This is a genomic window from Mucilaginibacter jinjuensis (genome assembly GCF_028596025.1).
Classification (GTDB): Bacteria; Bacteroidota; Bacteroidia; order Sphingobacteriales; family Sphingobacteriaceae; genus Mucilaginibacter; species Mucilaginibacter jinjuensis.
Window position 1 is genome coordinate 882,069 of sequence record NZ_CP117167.1, and the last position, 17,086, is coordinate 899,154.

Sequence of the window (17,086 nt, forward strand, 5' to 3'; positions counted from 1 at the left end):
ACTGACAATAAGCTTTACTTATTTGTCATTTTTGATCTAAGCAGGGAGATATGGAATACGTAAGTAATAATCATCCCGATAATACAACCACAAAGCACACCACCAGCCCGTTCTAAAGCCACATCCCAAAAATATTGGCCGGGCTGATGCATGGTTATAATTAACAAGGCAACACCGGCCGAGCGGGTGGCCGTTTGTAATTTTAACAGTTCGCAGGCCACTATTGCTATCGTAATGCCCAGGCAAATCATGAATAAGTTAATGGGGTGAATATAAAATAGCGTTAGCCCAATGGCTGCGCCTATTAAATTGGCTATGATGCGGTTAGTGGCCAAATTCATGGCATCTTTTTCGTCAGGCGCCAGAACCAGTATAATGGAGATTAGGCACCATGCACCCAACGTGGGAAATAGCCGGTATAAATAAAAACCAATGGCAGTGCCTATTAAGCATTTAATAATATAGCGTAGTAAGTTGTTGTATTTAAAAGCCAATGCCTGCTGTTTTAATTAATGCTACGTTATAAAGTTAATGGAAATTGTTTTGTTTGATAGTTGGCAATGGCAGAATAACAAAACAACAACTTGCGATATATTTTGACGGATACATATAGAATACCCCTTATTACCCGTTAATAAGCTTTAGTGCAACCTATTTCTCATCATGCATTCTGTTAAATGTTTTTAAGAACCCAATTAAATACAATGTTTACAGTTAATTGTAAACATTTATTGCTACTAAGCTGCTTTGCCCTATCCTGGTTAAATACGCCTGCCCAAAAGCCTGCCCATCCTGTTAAACCCACAAATAGTAATACTGCAATTGGCGATTCGGCATCATCCCAAATATTTATCCTGAAGAATGGGGTTAATGAGATTGATCATCCAAATGCAGACCATAACCCACGCAAGGCATGGGTAAGGTCGGCCATTATTCCGGGATGGGGGCAGATCTACAACAAGCAATACTGGAAAGTGCCCTTAATATACGCAGGTTTCGCATTGTTGGGCAGGGCGATAGTGGTAAACAACAACGACTATAATTTATACGTGAACGAGGCTTTTGCCCGCAGAGATGGTAAAAAGGGTAATCCTGTTTTTAAAGGTAATTCAGCCTCGGCTAACGATTTTTTTCAATACGCCAGTAACAGCAATCGTAACGTGCAGATCAGCATATTCGGTATCATCGGTGTTTGGGGGCTTAATTGTATCGATGCCTATATCAGCGCTAAGTTTATTCATTCTTATTCAGTTGATAATAACCTAAGTTTCAGGCTTGGTACCGATGTAATATCACAACCTATGTACGCAGTAAATACTACGCCTTACCCGGTGCCTGCGTTGAAGTTAAGTATGGGTTTTTGAAAGACAAATTAGAGACACAAGGTATTGTGTCTCTACAGAGGAAAACAAGAAAGGGGTGATTATTGATCACCCCTTTCTTGTTAATATTTCCGTAGCGGCACAATACTTTGTGTCGCCTTGTGTTTTAATTTATCTGCCTCGCTGCTCTTCACCATTCCGCGGATCGGGTTTGGTTTTCAGCAGGTAATCATAAGGAGGCTCAACACCCATCAGGTTTTTCACAAAATAATCCCAGCGACGGCGCATCATATACGGGCCGTAGGTGCCGTAACCATGCGGGCTGTTAGGGAATATTACCAGGTCGAAGCTTTTGTTGGCTTTTTCCAGTGCTTCGGCTACCAATAAGGTGTTTTGCGGAGGCACGTTATTATCCATTAAACCGTGGGCCAGCATCAGTTTACCTTTCAGGTTTTTAGCGTAGTTCTGGTTGGCTTGTGCTTCGTAGTTTGATACACCATCGGCATTGTTAATCAGCAGGCCATCATAACGTTCGCCCCAATCGTCCTCGTAGTTACGGTTATCGTGGTTGCCCGATTCTGAGATACCAACCTTAAAAAAATCAGGGTAGCGAAACATGGCAGTAGCGGTAGCAAAACCACCACCCGAATGGCCCCAGATACCCACACGTGTGGTATCCATATAGCCATATTTAGCGGCCAGTTGTTTAATACCGGTGATTTGGTCCGGGATCGTATTTTCGGCCATGTTACCATAGCTCATATCGTGGAATGCTTTTGAGCGCCATGGGTTGCTTGTGCCTTCTAATACCACAACCACAAAACCTAATTCGGCCAAAGCCTGGTTATCGCCGCGTGCTGATGCAAACGACCAGCTACCCACGCTACCGCCTTGCGGACCGGGATATATATAGTCGATAACCGGGTATTTCTTATTTGGATCGAGGTGTGTTGGCGTAAACATTAAGCCGTAAAGATCGGTCTTGCCGTCGTGCGCTTTAATGCTGAAAGGCATAACCGGTTTCCAGCCAGTGGCTACCAGGCGGCTAATGTCTTGCTTTTCTAAAGTGCTGATCAATTTGCCGTCAATGGTGCGCAATACGCTAACCGCAGGTACATCCGGTTTAGAGTAGCTATCAACAAAATAATTACCTGATGGTGATAAGGTAACCTGGTGATTACCTTCTTCAGGGGTTAAGGTTGTAATTTTTTTACCATCAAAGCTCGCTTTGCAAAGCTGGGTAAAATATGGGTTTACAGCCTCGCGGCCGTCTGCCAAAAAGTATACTTCGCGTTTTTTCTCATCAACTTTAAGTAGTTTGGTAATCATCCAATCGCCTTTGGTGATCTGGTTTTTAAGCTTGCCGGTTTTGGCATCGTATAAATACAGGTGCCCCCAGTTGTCGCGTTCAGAATACCAGATAATTTCATTGCTTTTGGCCAGGTAACGCCAGTTAACACCACCCTGGCCAGATTCAAACTGTGTGGACACGGTTTCTTCGAACACTTCGCGCACTGCACCGGTTGCAGCATCGGCAATGCGGACTTTCTCCTGCTTATGATCGCGTGAGGTTGATACAAAAGCCAGTTGTGTGGCATCGGTATTCCAATCCACATCGTTTAAAACACCGCCGCTCGAAATATCATCGCTCAAAGTACTTCTATGCGGATCGGCCGGAACCTGTAACTCAATTACCTTCGGCTCATCAACATTAATAATAACACGTTTAATGGTGGCAATTTCTTTATCGCCCGGTAGCGGATATTTCCATGCTTTAAGGGTTGGGTGGCCTACGTTAGTAGTCACCAAATACATGTCGCCAACGTTACGCTCATCTTGTTTAAAAGTGGCAATCTTCTTAGAATCCGGCGACCATAACAGTATCGCCGCATCGCTTGATTGCCAGCCCGCATTATCAGTAGCGTAACCGAAGTTTTTAATACCATCTGTAGTTAATTGCGTTTGTTTGTTGGTGACTATATCGCGTACCCAAAGGTTATAATCTTTAATAAAGGCTGCTTTCTTTCCATCGGGAGATAATGATTCAGGCGTTTTGCCTCTGCCGCTACGGCCACCGCCTGCGTTTGCCAGTTTTGAGCTATCTGCGGTAACTGTGCCGCTTTGTGTATCATATTTCCATTGCTTGCCATTTGCTGTAAAAACAAATGATTTCCCGTCTGCCGCGTAAGTAACGGTTTGGAATGGCAGCAGGTTAGCTGTATATTTTTTACCACTTGCTGCCGATAATGCGTCGGCCAGTTTTTGTTGATCAAATGCTGCAGTGCGGCTGCCATTTGCCGGGTTTATTAATATAAATTCGCTGCCTTGTGTGGTTAAATTGCGGTACCAGAATTTATCGCCGGGCAACCAGTTAGGGCGCACCGGGCCGTTGTTAACCAAAGGTTCGGTGTTGTAAGTAAGCATGCTTTCGGCACGCGCATAGTCTGCGGCCGTTAACGGGGCTCCCTGCTGGGCATGTGCCGTTAATACTACTGCCGATGAGAGGGCAGCCAATAAAAATTTATTCATCGTTGAAAAGTTCAATCTGTTTAAAAGCTAATGAGGCTATGCAAATTAACGTTTTTCAATTATAAATATATTATGGCGAACTGGCCGAAAGCGGGAGTGGTATTTTATAAAGTTGTTACAAGAGGTTGTACGTTATACGCGGGACGTTTTACGTTTACCGCCAGATTAAGCTACCTACCGCCAGATTAAGCGTCCACGCTTAATCTATCATTTTAACAGGAGCGTCCACGCTCCTGTTAAAATGATAAATATAATTTCTGTCTGGAGCATGGACGCTCCCTTAAAGATTTGTTTCAAGCGCGGACGCCTGAAACGGCGAATTATGCAACCGCTACTTTTTGAGTTAATAAAGTGAGCTGACCATAGTGGTATTGCTGATGATTGGTACGACCAATCAGAACGTTTAATTTATTACGCGTAGGTTCCAGTGCAAAGTCTTCTTCCGAAACCCGGGTGTGCCTGCTCATCCAGTCTTGTGTTTGCATTTTGTCGAAATGTGCGGCAAGCGTAGTGTTTAGCGTTTCCCAGCGTTGCTTTAGTTCAGCAATGGTTAAGGTATCTGGCTCTGTCTTGTCTGGTGTTCTCAGAAAGGTTGTTACCAATTCGGGATAAAGGGGTTCGCCTAAATCAAACATAGGTAGCATGCTATCATTAGATGCAATTAAATGCCCCAGTAAATAAATGGCCCTGTTGCGTCCCGGTGCTACTTCGTTCAAATAATAAGCATCTTCATACTTGCTGAAAAAGTTGCTTATAACCTTGCTGTTTGCAGCCCAGGCGGTAATAACCTGTTTTATAATTTGTGCTGTGAAATCAGTTTCCATTGCGATGTTTTTTATGGCCGCAATGTTAAAGCTAATAAATCAATATATTTAAGTTTATTGATTTATTGAATTGACTATGACAAACTCATAAAGGAGGTGATTTTTTAACGTAAATATATTGTGTTACAACCTGTATTTGTAATGCAGCGGTTTTGTTTGTTGGGGTTTATCGTTATTATTGTTATAGAATTGTTCCCCCGCGATTGATGAAGAAGTATTGGCTGATTTTTGTACTGTTTTTGTGGCAAAGTGTGTTTGTAATACAGTTAAATGCCAAAAACAAGTCTAAGTCAGGCAACTACGTTTCGCCGCAAAAAACTATCGACAGCATTAATAAGGCAGCGAGGTTAAGCTATTTGGCTAACCCCGGCAAAGCCCGTGATATGGCCCAAAACGCACTGCTGCTTTCTAAACAATACAATTACCAGGACGGTATAGCGCAAAGTTTTTTAAACATGGGTATTACTTATTGGGCACAATCCTATTACCCCATCAGCCTATTTTACCTTAATGCTGCCTTACGTACTTTTGATAAAAATAACCACGAATGGCGGTCTGATTGCTACCGCAGTATTGGCCGTGATTATGTAGACCTGAAGAAATACCAGCAGGGCCTCACCTATATTAACCTGGCTTTAAAAGAAGCTGGTAGCATGATGAAAGAACGGGAGCGGGCACTAAACGAACGTTCATTTGCCTATTTAAGGCTCGAACAGCCCGACAAAGCCCTGGCGGATATTCATACAGCAATAGCCATTAGCAGAACCCTGCACAATGTTGGCGAAATAGCCATTTTATATGGCCGTATGTACAGTGTGTACATAGATAAAAAAGAATTTGATACGGCCAGGTTGTATTGCGATACAGCCTACCAGTTAAGTATTAAAAGTAACAATAAACGCTTAAGATCTACCGTATGGGTTGGGCGCACAGCTATTGCCTATAATCAAAAAAAATACCCTGAAGCTATTAAGAATGCAAAAATTGCAGCCGCGCTGGCAGATAGCCTGGGTGTAATGGATGTTTATTCGTTTGCTACCCGTTGGTTATACCGTACTTATGGGGCCATGGGCGATAAGGATAACGCCTTACTGTACCAGCAAAAATATATCCAGTTACAGGATAGCCTTAACCGTGTCGACAAGCAAAATAGTGTGCAGCTGATTCAGGATTATTTTTCACTGAATAATAAGCTGCACGATATGGAGCTGATGGAGAATAACCGGGTGCTGATTAAATCGCAGCGCGAAACTATTATTAACCTGGGTATTACTGTTTTGGTGCTTGTGGTAGCCTTGTATATTTTATATCGTTTTTATCAACAGAAAAAACAGTTCTCTAAACAGTTGCAGGTGCAAAATATGGAGGTTGTTGCCAAGAACGATGTGATCGAAAATCAGTCGCGCAACCTGGATGAGTTAAATCAGTTGAAAGACAGGTTACTGGCCGTTATCGGCCATGACCTTAAATCGCCATTGGCCAATGTACGTAACACGATGGACCTGTTTGAGCAGGGCTATTTTACATCCGAAGAGGTGCAGGTGCTGATGAAGGATATGTCGCCCGCAATAGAAGGTGCAGAGCTAACTTTATCGAACCTGGTTGAGTGGGCAGGCAGCCAATTGCAGGGTAACCAAAAAACAACCACGATAGTAGACCTACAGGCCATTGCCGAAGAAACCGGGCAGATATTTAAACACCCTCTGGCGCAGAAGAACATTAGCCTGAACATCGAGATCCAGGAAGGACAGGCGGTGTTAGCCGATGCCAATCATGTAAAAACGATACTACGCAACCTGATTAATAATGCCATTAAATTCACTGAACCGGATGGTAAAATTACCTTATCGGCAGAGAAACGGGGTAGCCGCTTAATGATCAATGTAAAAGATAATGGACGTGGTATGACTGCCGAAGAAGCTTCCAAATTATTCTCTACCCAAACCCATTTTACCAAACCCGGTACCAAAGGCGAAAAAGGTACCGGCATAGGCTTGCTGCTTTGCCGCCAGTTAGCCGAGCTGAATGGAGGCGATATTGGTGTTCGATCTGAACCGGGCGAGGGCAGTACTTTTTACTTTACATTGCCTGTTGCAGAGGTAGGTAGTAAAGCTTTGGACGTATAAGCAAGAGGAGTAATACCGAATAATGAATTTTGAATATCCAACATCGAAGTTTTCCTTCATTATTCAATATTGGATATTCTGTGTTCGATATTAATTGTCATCAGCTGTCCCCTGCAACTCGTCTTCTTTTTTGCCGTTGCCTAATTTAATTTTAGGTTTATCCTGTGTGCCGGTAATATTCATCGGGATGCCGATAATACCCAATGGCGGTAAACCTAACCTGAATTTAAGGTTCAGCGATTTATCTAAGCCAACCTGGCCTTCAAACCTGGCGCGGAAACCTGCCATGCGCATTTTGGTGCGTTCGATAGTGATAATGTTATTGGCGATTGTAGTTTTCAGTTCAACCTTGCTTACATCAGGGTTGTTGGTGAGGCTATCTTTACCGGTAGATTTGCCCATCGCGTTAAACAACTTAAAGCCTTTCATTTTTAGCTGTTTGGCCGATAGCACGCCTCCGCCTTTAAGCGAAGGATAAACCGGCTGCATATTGTTGTTAAGCCTACCGCTTAATTTATAATCTAACGATACCAAACCTTCGGCACTACCAGCAGCAGTGGCCATATCATGGAATAGTTTGATTTGGTTATAAGCTTTCTTAATGTCGAAGTCTTGCGCGTTGATATGATAGCTGAAGTAAGCCTTTTGTGGGCTGACCGCAGCATAACTACCATCCATACTTACAGGTGCGCCAATTAAATTAAAGCCGGTTTGTTTAAAGTTAATGCTACCGTTGTTAATAGCCAACTGGCCTTTGGCATCTTTAATAACCAGACCATTATATTTTACCGTTTTTACATCGGCAGTAAAATTAAGGTTCAGGTTTTTAGGCACCATAATTACACCGCTTGGTCCGCTGGTTTTAGTTTCGCCAGGGGCAGGAGCGAAGGCCATAAAATCATCAGCAATAATGAGGTTACTGGTAAAGTTAAAGTCGCCTTTTAAAACACCATTGGGTTTAAGGGCATAATCGATAATGTTTGATACTGCACCATTCAGCACAATCTGCGATTTGCCGTATTTGGCAGTAAACTCATCAAACTGCAACTTATCCTGGTTAAAGCTGAACACACCTTTGCTAATCATAAATGGTTTAGGAAACAACTCAGACGTAAGCGCAATGTTGTTAACGCGCAAAGTTCCTTTGTTCGAGAGCTGATCGTATCGACCCGCCAGCGCATCGCTTTGCTTACCTTTTAAAGATACATTGGCTGCAACGGTACCATTTACACTGTATCCTTTTATAGCAAATACCTTATAAATATTGCCTACGTTGATAATGCCTTTTGAGTAAACGTTATACTCGAGGTTGTTAAAATTTTGCAGGCTTGCCTTCAGCATAAAAGGTTCGCCCTCAAATTCGAAAGAGATAGGTTTAATAATCACCTTGGTACCTGCCACCGTACCCGTAGTATTAATAACGTTGGTATTTACATTCACCTTTTCGATAGGGTGAGGATAGTATTTGGTTTGGATAGAGCCATTAGCCAGTTGAAAGTTAGCCACCGTTTTAGGGAACTGCTTTTTAGCCGGTACATAATTACCCTTGCTGGTAATATCGGCATCCAGGTCACCTTTCAGACTTACGCCGAGGCTATCGATCGGGTAAAACTTCTTCACATCGGCCAGGTGGAACTTGGTTTTCAGCTGCGCATCAATCGGGAAATCGGCAGCGTTGGCCATCCTGAAATAACCTTTGATATAGTTATCAAGCAACGTAGCATTGATGTTTTCCATTTTGAGTGTAGTATGCTTGTAGTTATTATCGGGGCAACTGGCATCCAGATCAAAATTGATATTGCTTAAAGCTTCGGGCTGCGATGCATATTTAAAGTATCCGTTGCGGAAGGTGGACGTAACCGTAAATTTAGGGATGCTGGTAATAACCGAATCAACCTTTGTTTTCCTGATGCCTTTGGTTATCTGTATACCTTTAGCGTATTTACCCTCAGCCAATAAATGCAATGTGTAGCGGCCTTTTACATCGATGGGTTTTACGCCGAACGCTTTGTCCCACTTCTCGAGGTCTATTTCGGTGTTTATTTTGGCGTAGATCTCGGGCTCCTTGATACCTTTTACCCGGATGATCGAACTGAAATAATCTTTATCGATGTTGAAGTAAATCGAATCAACATTTACATATAAACTATCGGGGTTTAAGCCCGGTACCTTGGTCTGGAAATTAAGGTAGAGGTTTTTAATTGGCGATGGGGCTTTGGGGTTGGCCACAGTACCATTCCGCACCTTAAAGTTCATGCTTAGGTTGGGGGCAATTTTATCTTTGGCGATGTACTTGCCATTGAGTTCTACCTGCATGTTGCCTATACCTTGTACCGAAGTTTGTGCCAGCATTTTCTGGTACTCGGCAGGCAGTGCGGTAAACATATCATTCAGGTTGGCATCGTGCGTGTCAATCTTGAAATCCATATTATAGCCATCTTTCAGGAACTCAAATTTGCCGATAAACTGTACCGGCAACTGGTTAATATGCAGATCATTTTTCTGGAAAATAAAGGCCAGTGATTTAGTGTTGATCTTGGTGAGCAGGTCGGCGTTTACCTTTTTGCCGATGATGTAAGGCTTGTTGCCATAATAAAAATCGACCGACTGGATTTCGGTATGGGTGCGCAGATCGAAAATATCTTTGCTTAAATCGCCGCTGCCTAAATAATATACACCGCTGGCGTTGATCTTCATCGGCAGTGATTGGTCGTTATAAACCAGGTGACTTTTCTCAATCAAAATCTGTTTAATGCCCAGTGATGCCGCGCTGGTATCGGCAGGTGTGTTTTGTTTTTGCTCGGTTGTTTTGTAGATATTGTAATTGGCTTTACCGCTGCTATCAACCTGAATATTGATGAAGGCATCAGCCAGATAAATTTTATCAATGTTAATCTTACTTTCAAATAATGAGGACAGATCGATACCCAGTGAAACTTCTTTAGCAGCTACCAATGTTTGATTTTGAAAAGGCGCACTGCCTTTCAGATCAACATTGTATAAAGTGAGTGTAAGTGAGGGAAAACGTTTGAAGAAAGATAGCCCGGTACTGGTAAAAGTAACGTTACCATTAATGTTGGCATTGGCCCAACCCTGTATTTTCTTAGTAACTGTTTGCGGGAAAAGTGTAGGGAGTAAGAATATAAGGATGATAAGGCTCACTAAAACTATTCCGCTTATTTTAAGCGTTTTTAGCAAAGTCTTTTTAACAGCTGCGGCCATAAATTGATATTAAGGTGGTTCGGCAAAAAACTAATTCTGCATGGCAAAATTACTAATTTCTACAGCACACTTTATCAATCTGTTATCGATATAAAGCTAATTAACCAAAGCTATAAAAAGGGGTTGTCAATTATTTTAATTGGATAGCCAATTGAGTTTCACGGAAATTGTGTTTCTGTTTCTGGTTAGCACTTATACTTAAAAGTAAACCACTATTTAGGTTTTCAATGTTTTTTGTTTATTGCGCAGCATAATCATGGCCTTATCTGCGCGTACTTTGCGGGTTTCTTCTTGCTTGGCCGAACCTACCCAATCGCAATAGCCCTGTTTGTATGATTTAGACAGGCTTTCGAAAAACTCGTTAGCCTCGGGGTCCTGATCCAGTAAAACCTGTAACTCGGCAGGTGTGCCTTCAATATGTTCGCCTTTTTTTAGCATTGGGAGTGTAAATGAATATTTGAATATATAAAATTATTCTCTGGTGCGTTGAGCTCTTTATATGGCTTGGCCTTATTAATGTAAAATGCTGCTGCATTTTCCTCTGTTGTTAATGCATTAATTATTATTAGCTTGGTAAATATTAACCAAACCTATCGCATGAAGAAGTATTTTAAATTTTGGGGCAGCCTTTTCCTGATTGCTTTCTTACAAAGTGTTTCATTTTCGCAAAGTATTCATTTTGTTAATCAGTCTAATCGTAATGTTTATATAAACAAAGTAACCATTCTCGGGGAAGGATCTTTTCCATATACTATTGAACCAAACAACAACATCCAGTCCATTCCATTACAAACTCGCGATGCGGCAGTTTATAATGTATATATGGAGAATAAGTCTGGCGGCTCGGGTACCAATGAAGGCAAGTATTACCTGCTACAGGACAATGATACCATTATACTAAATAATGTAAAAGGTGTTTTGCAGTTGAGTTGTCAAAATAATCTAAAGAGAACCAATGAACTGAGAATAGCGGATGATTTGATGGCCGGCACACCGGTTAAGCCTTTTTATACATTGAATTTGAAAAATATTTTAGCGCTTGAAGGAAAGAATATCTCACTAAAAAGACGTGACTATTTAATAGATAGTATGTCGGTACCAATTATTAGATATATAAATAAATATAGCCTTGAAAAGCATGTTGATCCTTCTGTAAGCAAGCTCTACCTATACAATTTTATGGGCATGCGTTATAGATTTAAGCTGTCTTTTGTATCGTCGACATCGCCTGCTAACAAAATAAAACTGGACGCTTTTTATAGAGATTCTGTGAAAAAGTGGTCTGAAGAGTTTGATTGTTTAAACTGTTCAAATATACCCTTGTATAACTCTGCCGCTAAAAAAGTTTTTGATCTTTTGTACCAGGATCTTTCCCCGGCAGAACATCTGAAAGCGATTGCCGGAAATACAAAAGAGAGTACTAAAGACTTTTTATTGTCGGCCTATATTTCTGATCAGCTTGATAGCAATGCAAAAAATATATCCGATTTGATGTCGCTTTATAATGAGTTATGTACAAATCCTATTTACAGAAAAAATGTGGCTGATAACTACTCATTAAAATCTGCAAAGCAATCATTGAGTAAAGGAACGGCTATGTTAATGAGTAGTGATAAAACGCAAATAGCATTTGATGATTTGATACGGAAATATAAAGGGCAAATAATCTATATCGATTTTTGGGCAAGCTGGTGCCACCCTTGTTTAGAAGAAATGCCGTTTTCGGTAAAACTTCGTAACCGTTTAAAAACTGATAGTAAAATACAAATGGTTTATATCTCTATAGATAAGGATTTTGGTAGTTGGTACAGAATGGATAACGAAAAGAACCTTGGCGGGCCTAATAGTTTTATATTAATGGATGCCGGTAAAGATGCTTTATCAAAAAAGCTTAACCTCATTAGTATACCAAGATATATCATTATTGGTAAAGATGGAGAGTTTATAAATATTGATGCCATCCGGCCATCTGATGCTAATATTTATGGATTATTAGCCCGGTTGGCCAGTAAGTAAATGCTATCCTCCAACTGCCTGCCGGCGTGGGCATCCTCAATTAAAACTAAGCGTTTTTATGCACATAGTGCAACACCTTTCTAAATAATTCATCAGGTAAAAAAGGTTTGGCTATCATGTCGGTAATGCCGGCCAGCTTTACCTGGTCTTCAATTTCATTGAGCAGGTTGGCTGTGAGGGCAATTATGGGTAGGGTAACACCATTTAAACGCATCTTGCGGGTGGCTTCGTAACCATCCATTATGGGCATGTGTAAATCCATTAAAATAAGCTGGTGTTTGGCGGTATCCAGTTTTTCTAAAGCTTCAACACCGTTTTGGGCCACATCAGCACGTGCTCCCCAGCGTTCTAAGAATTTTTGCGCAACAAGCACGTTAATGGGGTTATCTTCAACCAGTAAAATAGATACACCGGTAAATGGCTTGTCTTCCTGCTTTGGCAAATTGTCTTCGTGTTGTTGTTGTTCTACAGTTTTGATGCTTTTTTCAAAACTCTGAATGAAATAGAAGGTGGAGCCTTTGCCGGGTTTGCTGCTTACCTGTAATGATGTATGTTGTAACTGAAGGATCTTTTTACAAATAGCCAGTCCCAAGCCGGTACCCCCAAAGCCTCTCGATGTTGATGAATCGGCCTGGGTAAAACGGTCGAAAATGATCTTGATTTTTTCGGGCGATATACCGATGCCGCTATCCGTAACCCGGATAAGCAGGGTGATCATTTTATCGGTCTGTCCCTGCACTTCTACACCAATTTCTACAAAACCTTTGGGCGTAAACTTAATAGCATTATGCGCCAGGTTTGAAATTACCTGAAACAGGCGGGTTGGGTCGCCCAGTACTTTATTCTGTAGGTCACGGTCCAGGTTTAGTTTCAGGTCGATGCCTTTATCCTGAGCCGGTGTTTGCAAGCCGCTTACAATATTGCGGATAATGGCGGCAATATCCATCTCGATGTGCTCGAACACAATTTTGCCTGCCTCGATCTTATTATAATCTAAAATATCATTCACAATGGCCAGCAGGTTATTAGCCGAAAACAGCATCACATCAATCTGCTCAATCTGGTCGGGCCGGGGATTGTTTTTTAACAGCAAATGGCTCATTCCGATAACCGAGTTCAATGGCGTGCGAATCTCGTGACTCATTGTGCTCAAAAATTCGCTTTTGGCTTTAAGGCCCTGTTCGGCTTGCTCGCGTGCCTTTTTAAGTACAAATGAAACCCGGTGCGATAATACCAGCGATTGTAAAAAGAAGAAACTGATATAACACAAAAAACTAATGAACTGTAATTGTGGTATAAAACCCCAGTAGTGGAACAAGGATATGGCAAACACAATCATCAAAGCAAAAGCGCTTAATACTGCATAGGTAGCGCCCGGCCTTTTCCTTTTATAAGCCACCATGTATACACCGGGTACATACACGAGGCAGAAAAGCATCACCACTAAAAACGGGTTGATTAGCTGTGTGAAATAAATAGGGGGCAAGCATATTGCAGCCGCAGCAAACGCGAAACAAATACCGCTTAAGGTGTACAGTAGTTTAATGTTAACATCTTTAGGATATAAATACCGGGTGTAAAGGCCAAACAAACAAATGCCTATAAATAAACTCGTATACTCCAGCCGGGTTGTTATATACCAGTTAATGTTGGGCAGCAAAGTGTGCAGTACATAGTTATCAGAACCGATAATGCGGTAGGCGTATACAATCGAATATAAAGAGAAGAGCAGGATAGCTTTATCCCGGTTGCCACGTAGGTAAAGGCCCATAAAGAAGATACCGCCCATTACCAAACAGCCGGTAAGCATCAAATCTATGGCTTCGGCACGCCGCCTGTCGAGTTCTACCAGGGTTTTAGTACCTATAGTCAACGGTTTCTTAATGCCGGCCTGGCTATGTACAAAGTTGGCAATCTGCAGGTTTATTTTTAAGGTATCTGTTTCGGGTGCTATATCAACTGCCCGGTACTGCCAGTAAGCGGTAAAACCATCTGCACTGGTGCTCACCTGTCCGTTTTCTGCTACCTGCTTGCCATTAAAAAAGAGTTTGTAAGCGCAATAGGTATCGGGCATGGCAATGCGTAGAATCTCGGTACGTTTAGGGAGCAGTACCGTAAGCCGGTAAGTAGCATAACCAAAGGCAGGCAATGCTTTACCATTAAGCACCTTGCCATCCCATTTAAATGGAAAGTTTACGATGGTGCCATTTTTAACAACAGAATCCTGCGGACTAAGTAATTGGTGCCAGTAGAATTTCCATTGACCATTAAGTGGAAGCTGATTGCTAAAAGTTTGACCGCGCAGATCCAGTATACCGTTAACGGCAGAGGGGTTGGCAGAGCTAATCGGAGTAAGGCCATAGGCAAAACTGCAATACATTAATAATAATGCGGTATAGATAAGCTTAGCGATGTTCATTGGGTCTGTACAAACTTAATTATTAGGAAACTGAATTGCATAATAATAAGTGTCAACTTGTTAAATAATTTTTTTGATGAAATGGCATTCTTATTCTATATAGTTTTAAAGTTTATAAGTTGGCATAGTGCTGTTTAATGGTTCTTGACTAAAAATGCGCTTTTGGGGAAGCTATTTGCAGCCTTTTGGCAGATTTTTTCAAGTCTTTTTGTCATGAATGTTGTTTGTTGTCAGTATGGTGACAAATTGGCGTAAAATATTTTACAAAAACTTAACGCCATATTTTACACGCTTAAAAACTGATAAACGAAATAAAAAGCCGTTTAATATGCATGCATACTAATGTGTGATATATTATAATAAATGTACTGGTTTTCTAATTTTTTACTTTTGGGTGAAAAGAGCTTTATGGCAGGATGTTTTCACCCCATTGTTTCAATTTTTTCTGATAATGGACAAATTTTTCCCAATAATGAGTGCTTTTAACGCATGTTAATCTAAAATCTAACTGATTATTTGATGATTGCAGTTTTTTTGAAGTTCTTCTACGGATTTAATAATTTCAAAAAATTGGATTTTTAACTTCTGAACCCTTCCAAATCCCCCGGATGTTTTATGGCATGTTTATAGTGCCGGCATGTGCATAAGAATATGATCTTATTTGATGTGTAACCTGTTGAATTACAGTATTTATATGGAGAGTAAAGATTGTCTTCTAAAAGAGTTTAGCGTTAATAGTTTAATTTAAATCAAAATCATCATGTCAGTAGTATTAGGCGTTGCAGTATTAATAGCTGCTATCTTAGCACCAGTGTTTTTTGCTCCAAAAGCAAAAGCGTAAGCTGTTATTACCGCAGGTAATAAAATACAAGAGGGTTGCCCAATAAGGCAGCCCTCTTTTTGTTCACAACAAAATTGTTAGAATCTCCAGCTTCGGTAAGTGCTTAAAATTTTGTTACTTAAGTAAATATTTATCCCTAAGTAATATGCAAAGAAGAAGTTTTCTGAAAAAAGGCTCCTTAGCCGGTTTAGCCATCAGTTCATTAACAAGTTTATCTTATGCAGGTACGCCGAAACATCACTTCGGCGATAACAACAACATTAACGATACATTTGAACTGAGCGAAGCTACCATTGCCGACTTGCAGCATAAAATGCAAACCAAACAGCTAAGCTCCCGTGCCATTACAGAACTTTATTTAAAGCGTATTGCCGACATCGATAAAGCCGGGCCACACTTAAATGCCGTTATCGAACTTAATAAAGATGCCCTAAGCATTGCCGATGCCATGGATAAAGAACGTGCCGCCGGTAAGCTGCGCGGCCCCATGCATGGCATCCCGGTTTTAATAAAGGATAATATTAACACCGGTGATAAAATGCATACTACCGCAGGCGCTTTAGCCCTGGGCGATAACTTTGCCAAAGAAGACGCTTTTATTATTAAACAGCTGCGCGCTGCGGGTGCGGTAATATTAGGTAAAACCAATTTGAGCGAATGGGCTAATTTCCGTTCGTCGCGCTCTACCAGCGGGTGGAGCAGCAGGGGTGGGCAAACTAAGAACCCATATATTCTTGACCGTAACCCAAGCGGATCAAGTGCGGGTACAGGGGCGGCGGTTGCGGCCAGTCTGTGCGTGGTAGGCATAGGGACAGAAACTAATGGATCTGTGGTATCGCCATCTTCTGTTAATGGGTTAGTGGGTATTAAGCCAACAGTTGGTTTATTGAGCAGGAGTGGTATTATCCCCATTTCAAAAACGCAGGACACTGCCGGGCCAATGGCACGCACGGTAAAAGATGCTGCCATATTATTAGGCGCACTTGCCGGTGTTGATGAGCAGGATAGTTATACCTTACCAAGCAAAGGCAAAATAGAAAAAGATTATACCACCTTTTTAGATGCCGATGGCTTAAAGGGTAAACGGCTTGGGGTTGAAAAATCGGCCTTGCAAGGTAACCCGGCTATGGTTGCTTTGCTGAAAGAAGCTATAGTAACCTTACGTAGTAAAGGGGCTACCATTATTGAGATCGAATTATATAAAGAACTTAAAGTGATAGGCAATGCCTCGTATACCGTGTTACTATACGAGTTTAAAGACGGTGTTAACCAATACCTCAGTAAGGCAAATTCTAAAATGAAAACGCTTGAAGATGTGATTGCCTACAATAAAGAGAACGAGGCGAAAGCCATGCCTTACTTTAAACAAGACGAGCTGGAACTTGCCCAAACCAAGGGCGACCTCAATACGCCGGAATACCTTGAAGCACTGAAAAAATCAAACGGCCAATCGCGTACCATCATCGATAAGATAATCCAGGATAACCAGTTGGATGCCATTATAGGGCCAACTAATGGTTTTGCTATCTGTATCGATCTGGTAAACGGCGATTCTGGTAATGGATTTTCATTTTCATCACCGGCTGCAATGGCGGGTTATCCGCACATTACATTGCCCATGGGCAGTTACTGCGGACTGCCGATTGGAATCTCATTTTTTAGCACTGCATACAACGAAGGCCCGTTATTAAAAATGGCTTATGCCTATGAACAAGCCAGTAAAAAACGGATTGCACCGGAGTTTAAAGCGCCATTAGTGGGATAATAGAGATATTATTTGTGTAATT

At 41.5% G+C, this 17,086-nt stretch carries 10 protein-coding genes; 4 read left to right on the forward strand and 6 right to left on the reverse strand.

Annotated features, from left to right (window positions below; genetic code table 11):
* Positions 1-14: 14 nt before the first annotated feature.
* Complete coding sequence (locus tag PQO05_RS04070) at positions 15-494, reverse strand: FUSC family protein (RefSeq protein WP_273631378.1); 480 nt, start codon at positions 492-494, stop codon at positions 15-17.
* 210 nt (positions 495-704) lie between these two features.
* On the opposite strand from PQO05_RS04070, the gene PQO05_RS04075 reads away from it, so the two are divergent.
* The gene (locus PQO05_RS04075; protein WP_273631379.1) at positions 705-1,364 is read left to right on the forward strand and encodes a DUF5683 domain-containing protein; all 660 of its coding nucleotides are present in this window, start codon (positions 705-707) and stop codon (positions 1,362-1,364) included.
* Positions 1,365-1,493: 129 nt separating this feature from the next.
* Here the strand turns inward: PQO05_RS04075 and PQO05_RS04080 are convergent, their stop codons facing one another.
* Together PQO05_RS04080 and PQO05_RS04085 are read right to left on the reverse strand one after the other, a co-directional pair.
* The gene (locus tag PQO05_RS04080) at positions 1,494-3,851 is read right to left on the reverse strand and encodes a S9 family peptidase (RefSeq protein WP_273631380.1); all 2,358 of its coding nucleotides are present in this window, start codon (positions 3,849-3,851) and stop codon (positions 1,494-1,496) included.
* Between the two features lie 320 nt (positions 3,852-4,171).
* Positions 4,172-4,675, reverse strand: a complete 504-nt coding sequence (locus PQO05_RS04085; protein ID WP_273631381.1) for a DinB family protein — start codon at positions 4,673-4,675, stop codon at positions 4,172-4,174.
* A gap of 206 nt (positions 4,676-4,881) precedes the next feature.
* Between PQO05_RS04085 and PQO05_RS04090 the strand changes: the two genes are divergently transcribed.
* Positions 4,882-6,801 (forward strand): sensor histidine kinase, encoded by a 1,920-nt coding sequence (locus PQO05_RS04090; protein WP_273631382.1) that lies wholly within the window; start codon positions 4,882-4,884, stop codon positions 6,799-6,801.
* Positions 6,802-6,891: 90 nt separating this feature from the next.
* On the opposite strand, the gene PQO05_RS04095 is transcribed toward PQO05_RS04090, so the two are convergent.
* Entirely contained in the window at positions 6,892-10,023 is a 3,132-nt protein-coding gene (locus PQO05_RS04095) for an AsmA family protein (protein WP_273631383.1), read from the reverse strand.
* A 216-nt stretch (positions 10,024-10,239) separates the two neighbouring features.
* Entirely contained in the window at positions 10,240-10,461 is a 222-nt protein-coding gene (locus PQO05_RS04100) for a YdeI/OmpD-associated family protein (RefSeq protein WP_273631384.1), read from the reverse strand.
* A gap of 159 nt (positions 10,462-10,620) precedes the next feature.
* Between PQO05_RS04100 and PQO05_RS04105 the strand changes: the two genes are divergently transcribed.
* A complete protein-coding gene (locus PQO05_RS04105; RefSeq protein ID WP_273631385.1) occupies positions 10,621-12,039 on the forward strand; it encodes a TlpA family protein disulfide reductase in 1,419 nt (472 codons plus the stop codon).
* 46 nt (positions 12,040-12,085) lie between these two features.
* Here the strand turns inward: PQO05_RS04105 and PQO05_RS04110 are convergent, their stop codons facing one another.
* Positions 12,086-14,458 carry an ATP-binding protein gene (locus PQO05_RS04110; RefSeq protein ID WP_273631386.1) on the reverse strand — a complete coding sequence of 791 codons (2,373 nt, stop codon included), beginning with the start codon at positions 14,456-14,458 and terminating at the stop codon, positions 12,086-12,088.
* Between the two features lie 986 nt (positions 14,459-15,444).
* Between PQO05_RS04110 and PQO05_RS04115 the strand changes: the two genes are divergently transcribed.
* The gene (locus PQO05_RS04115) at positions 15,445-17,064 is read left to right on the forward strand and encodes an amidase (protein ID WP_273631387.1); all 1,620 of its coding nucleotides are present in this window, start codon (positions 15,445-15,447) and stop codon (positions 17,062-17,064) included.
* Positions 17,065-17,086 lie beyond the last annotated feature (22 nt).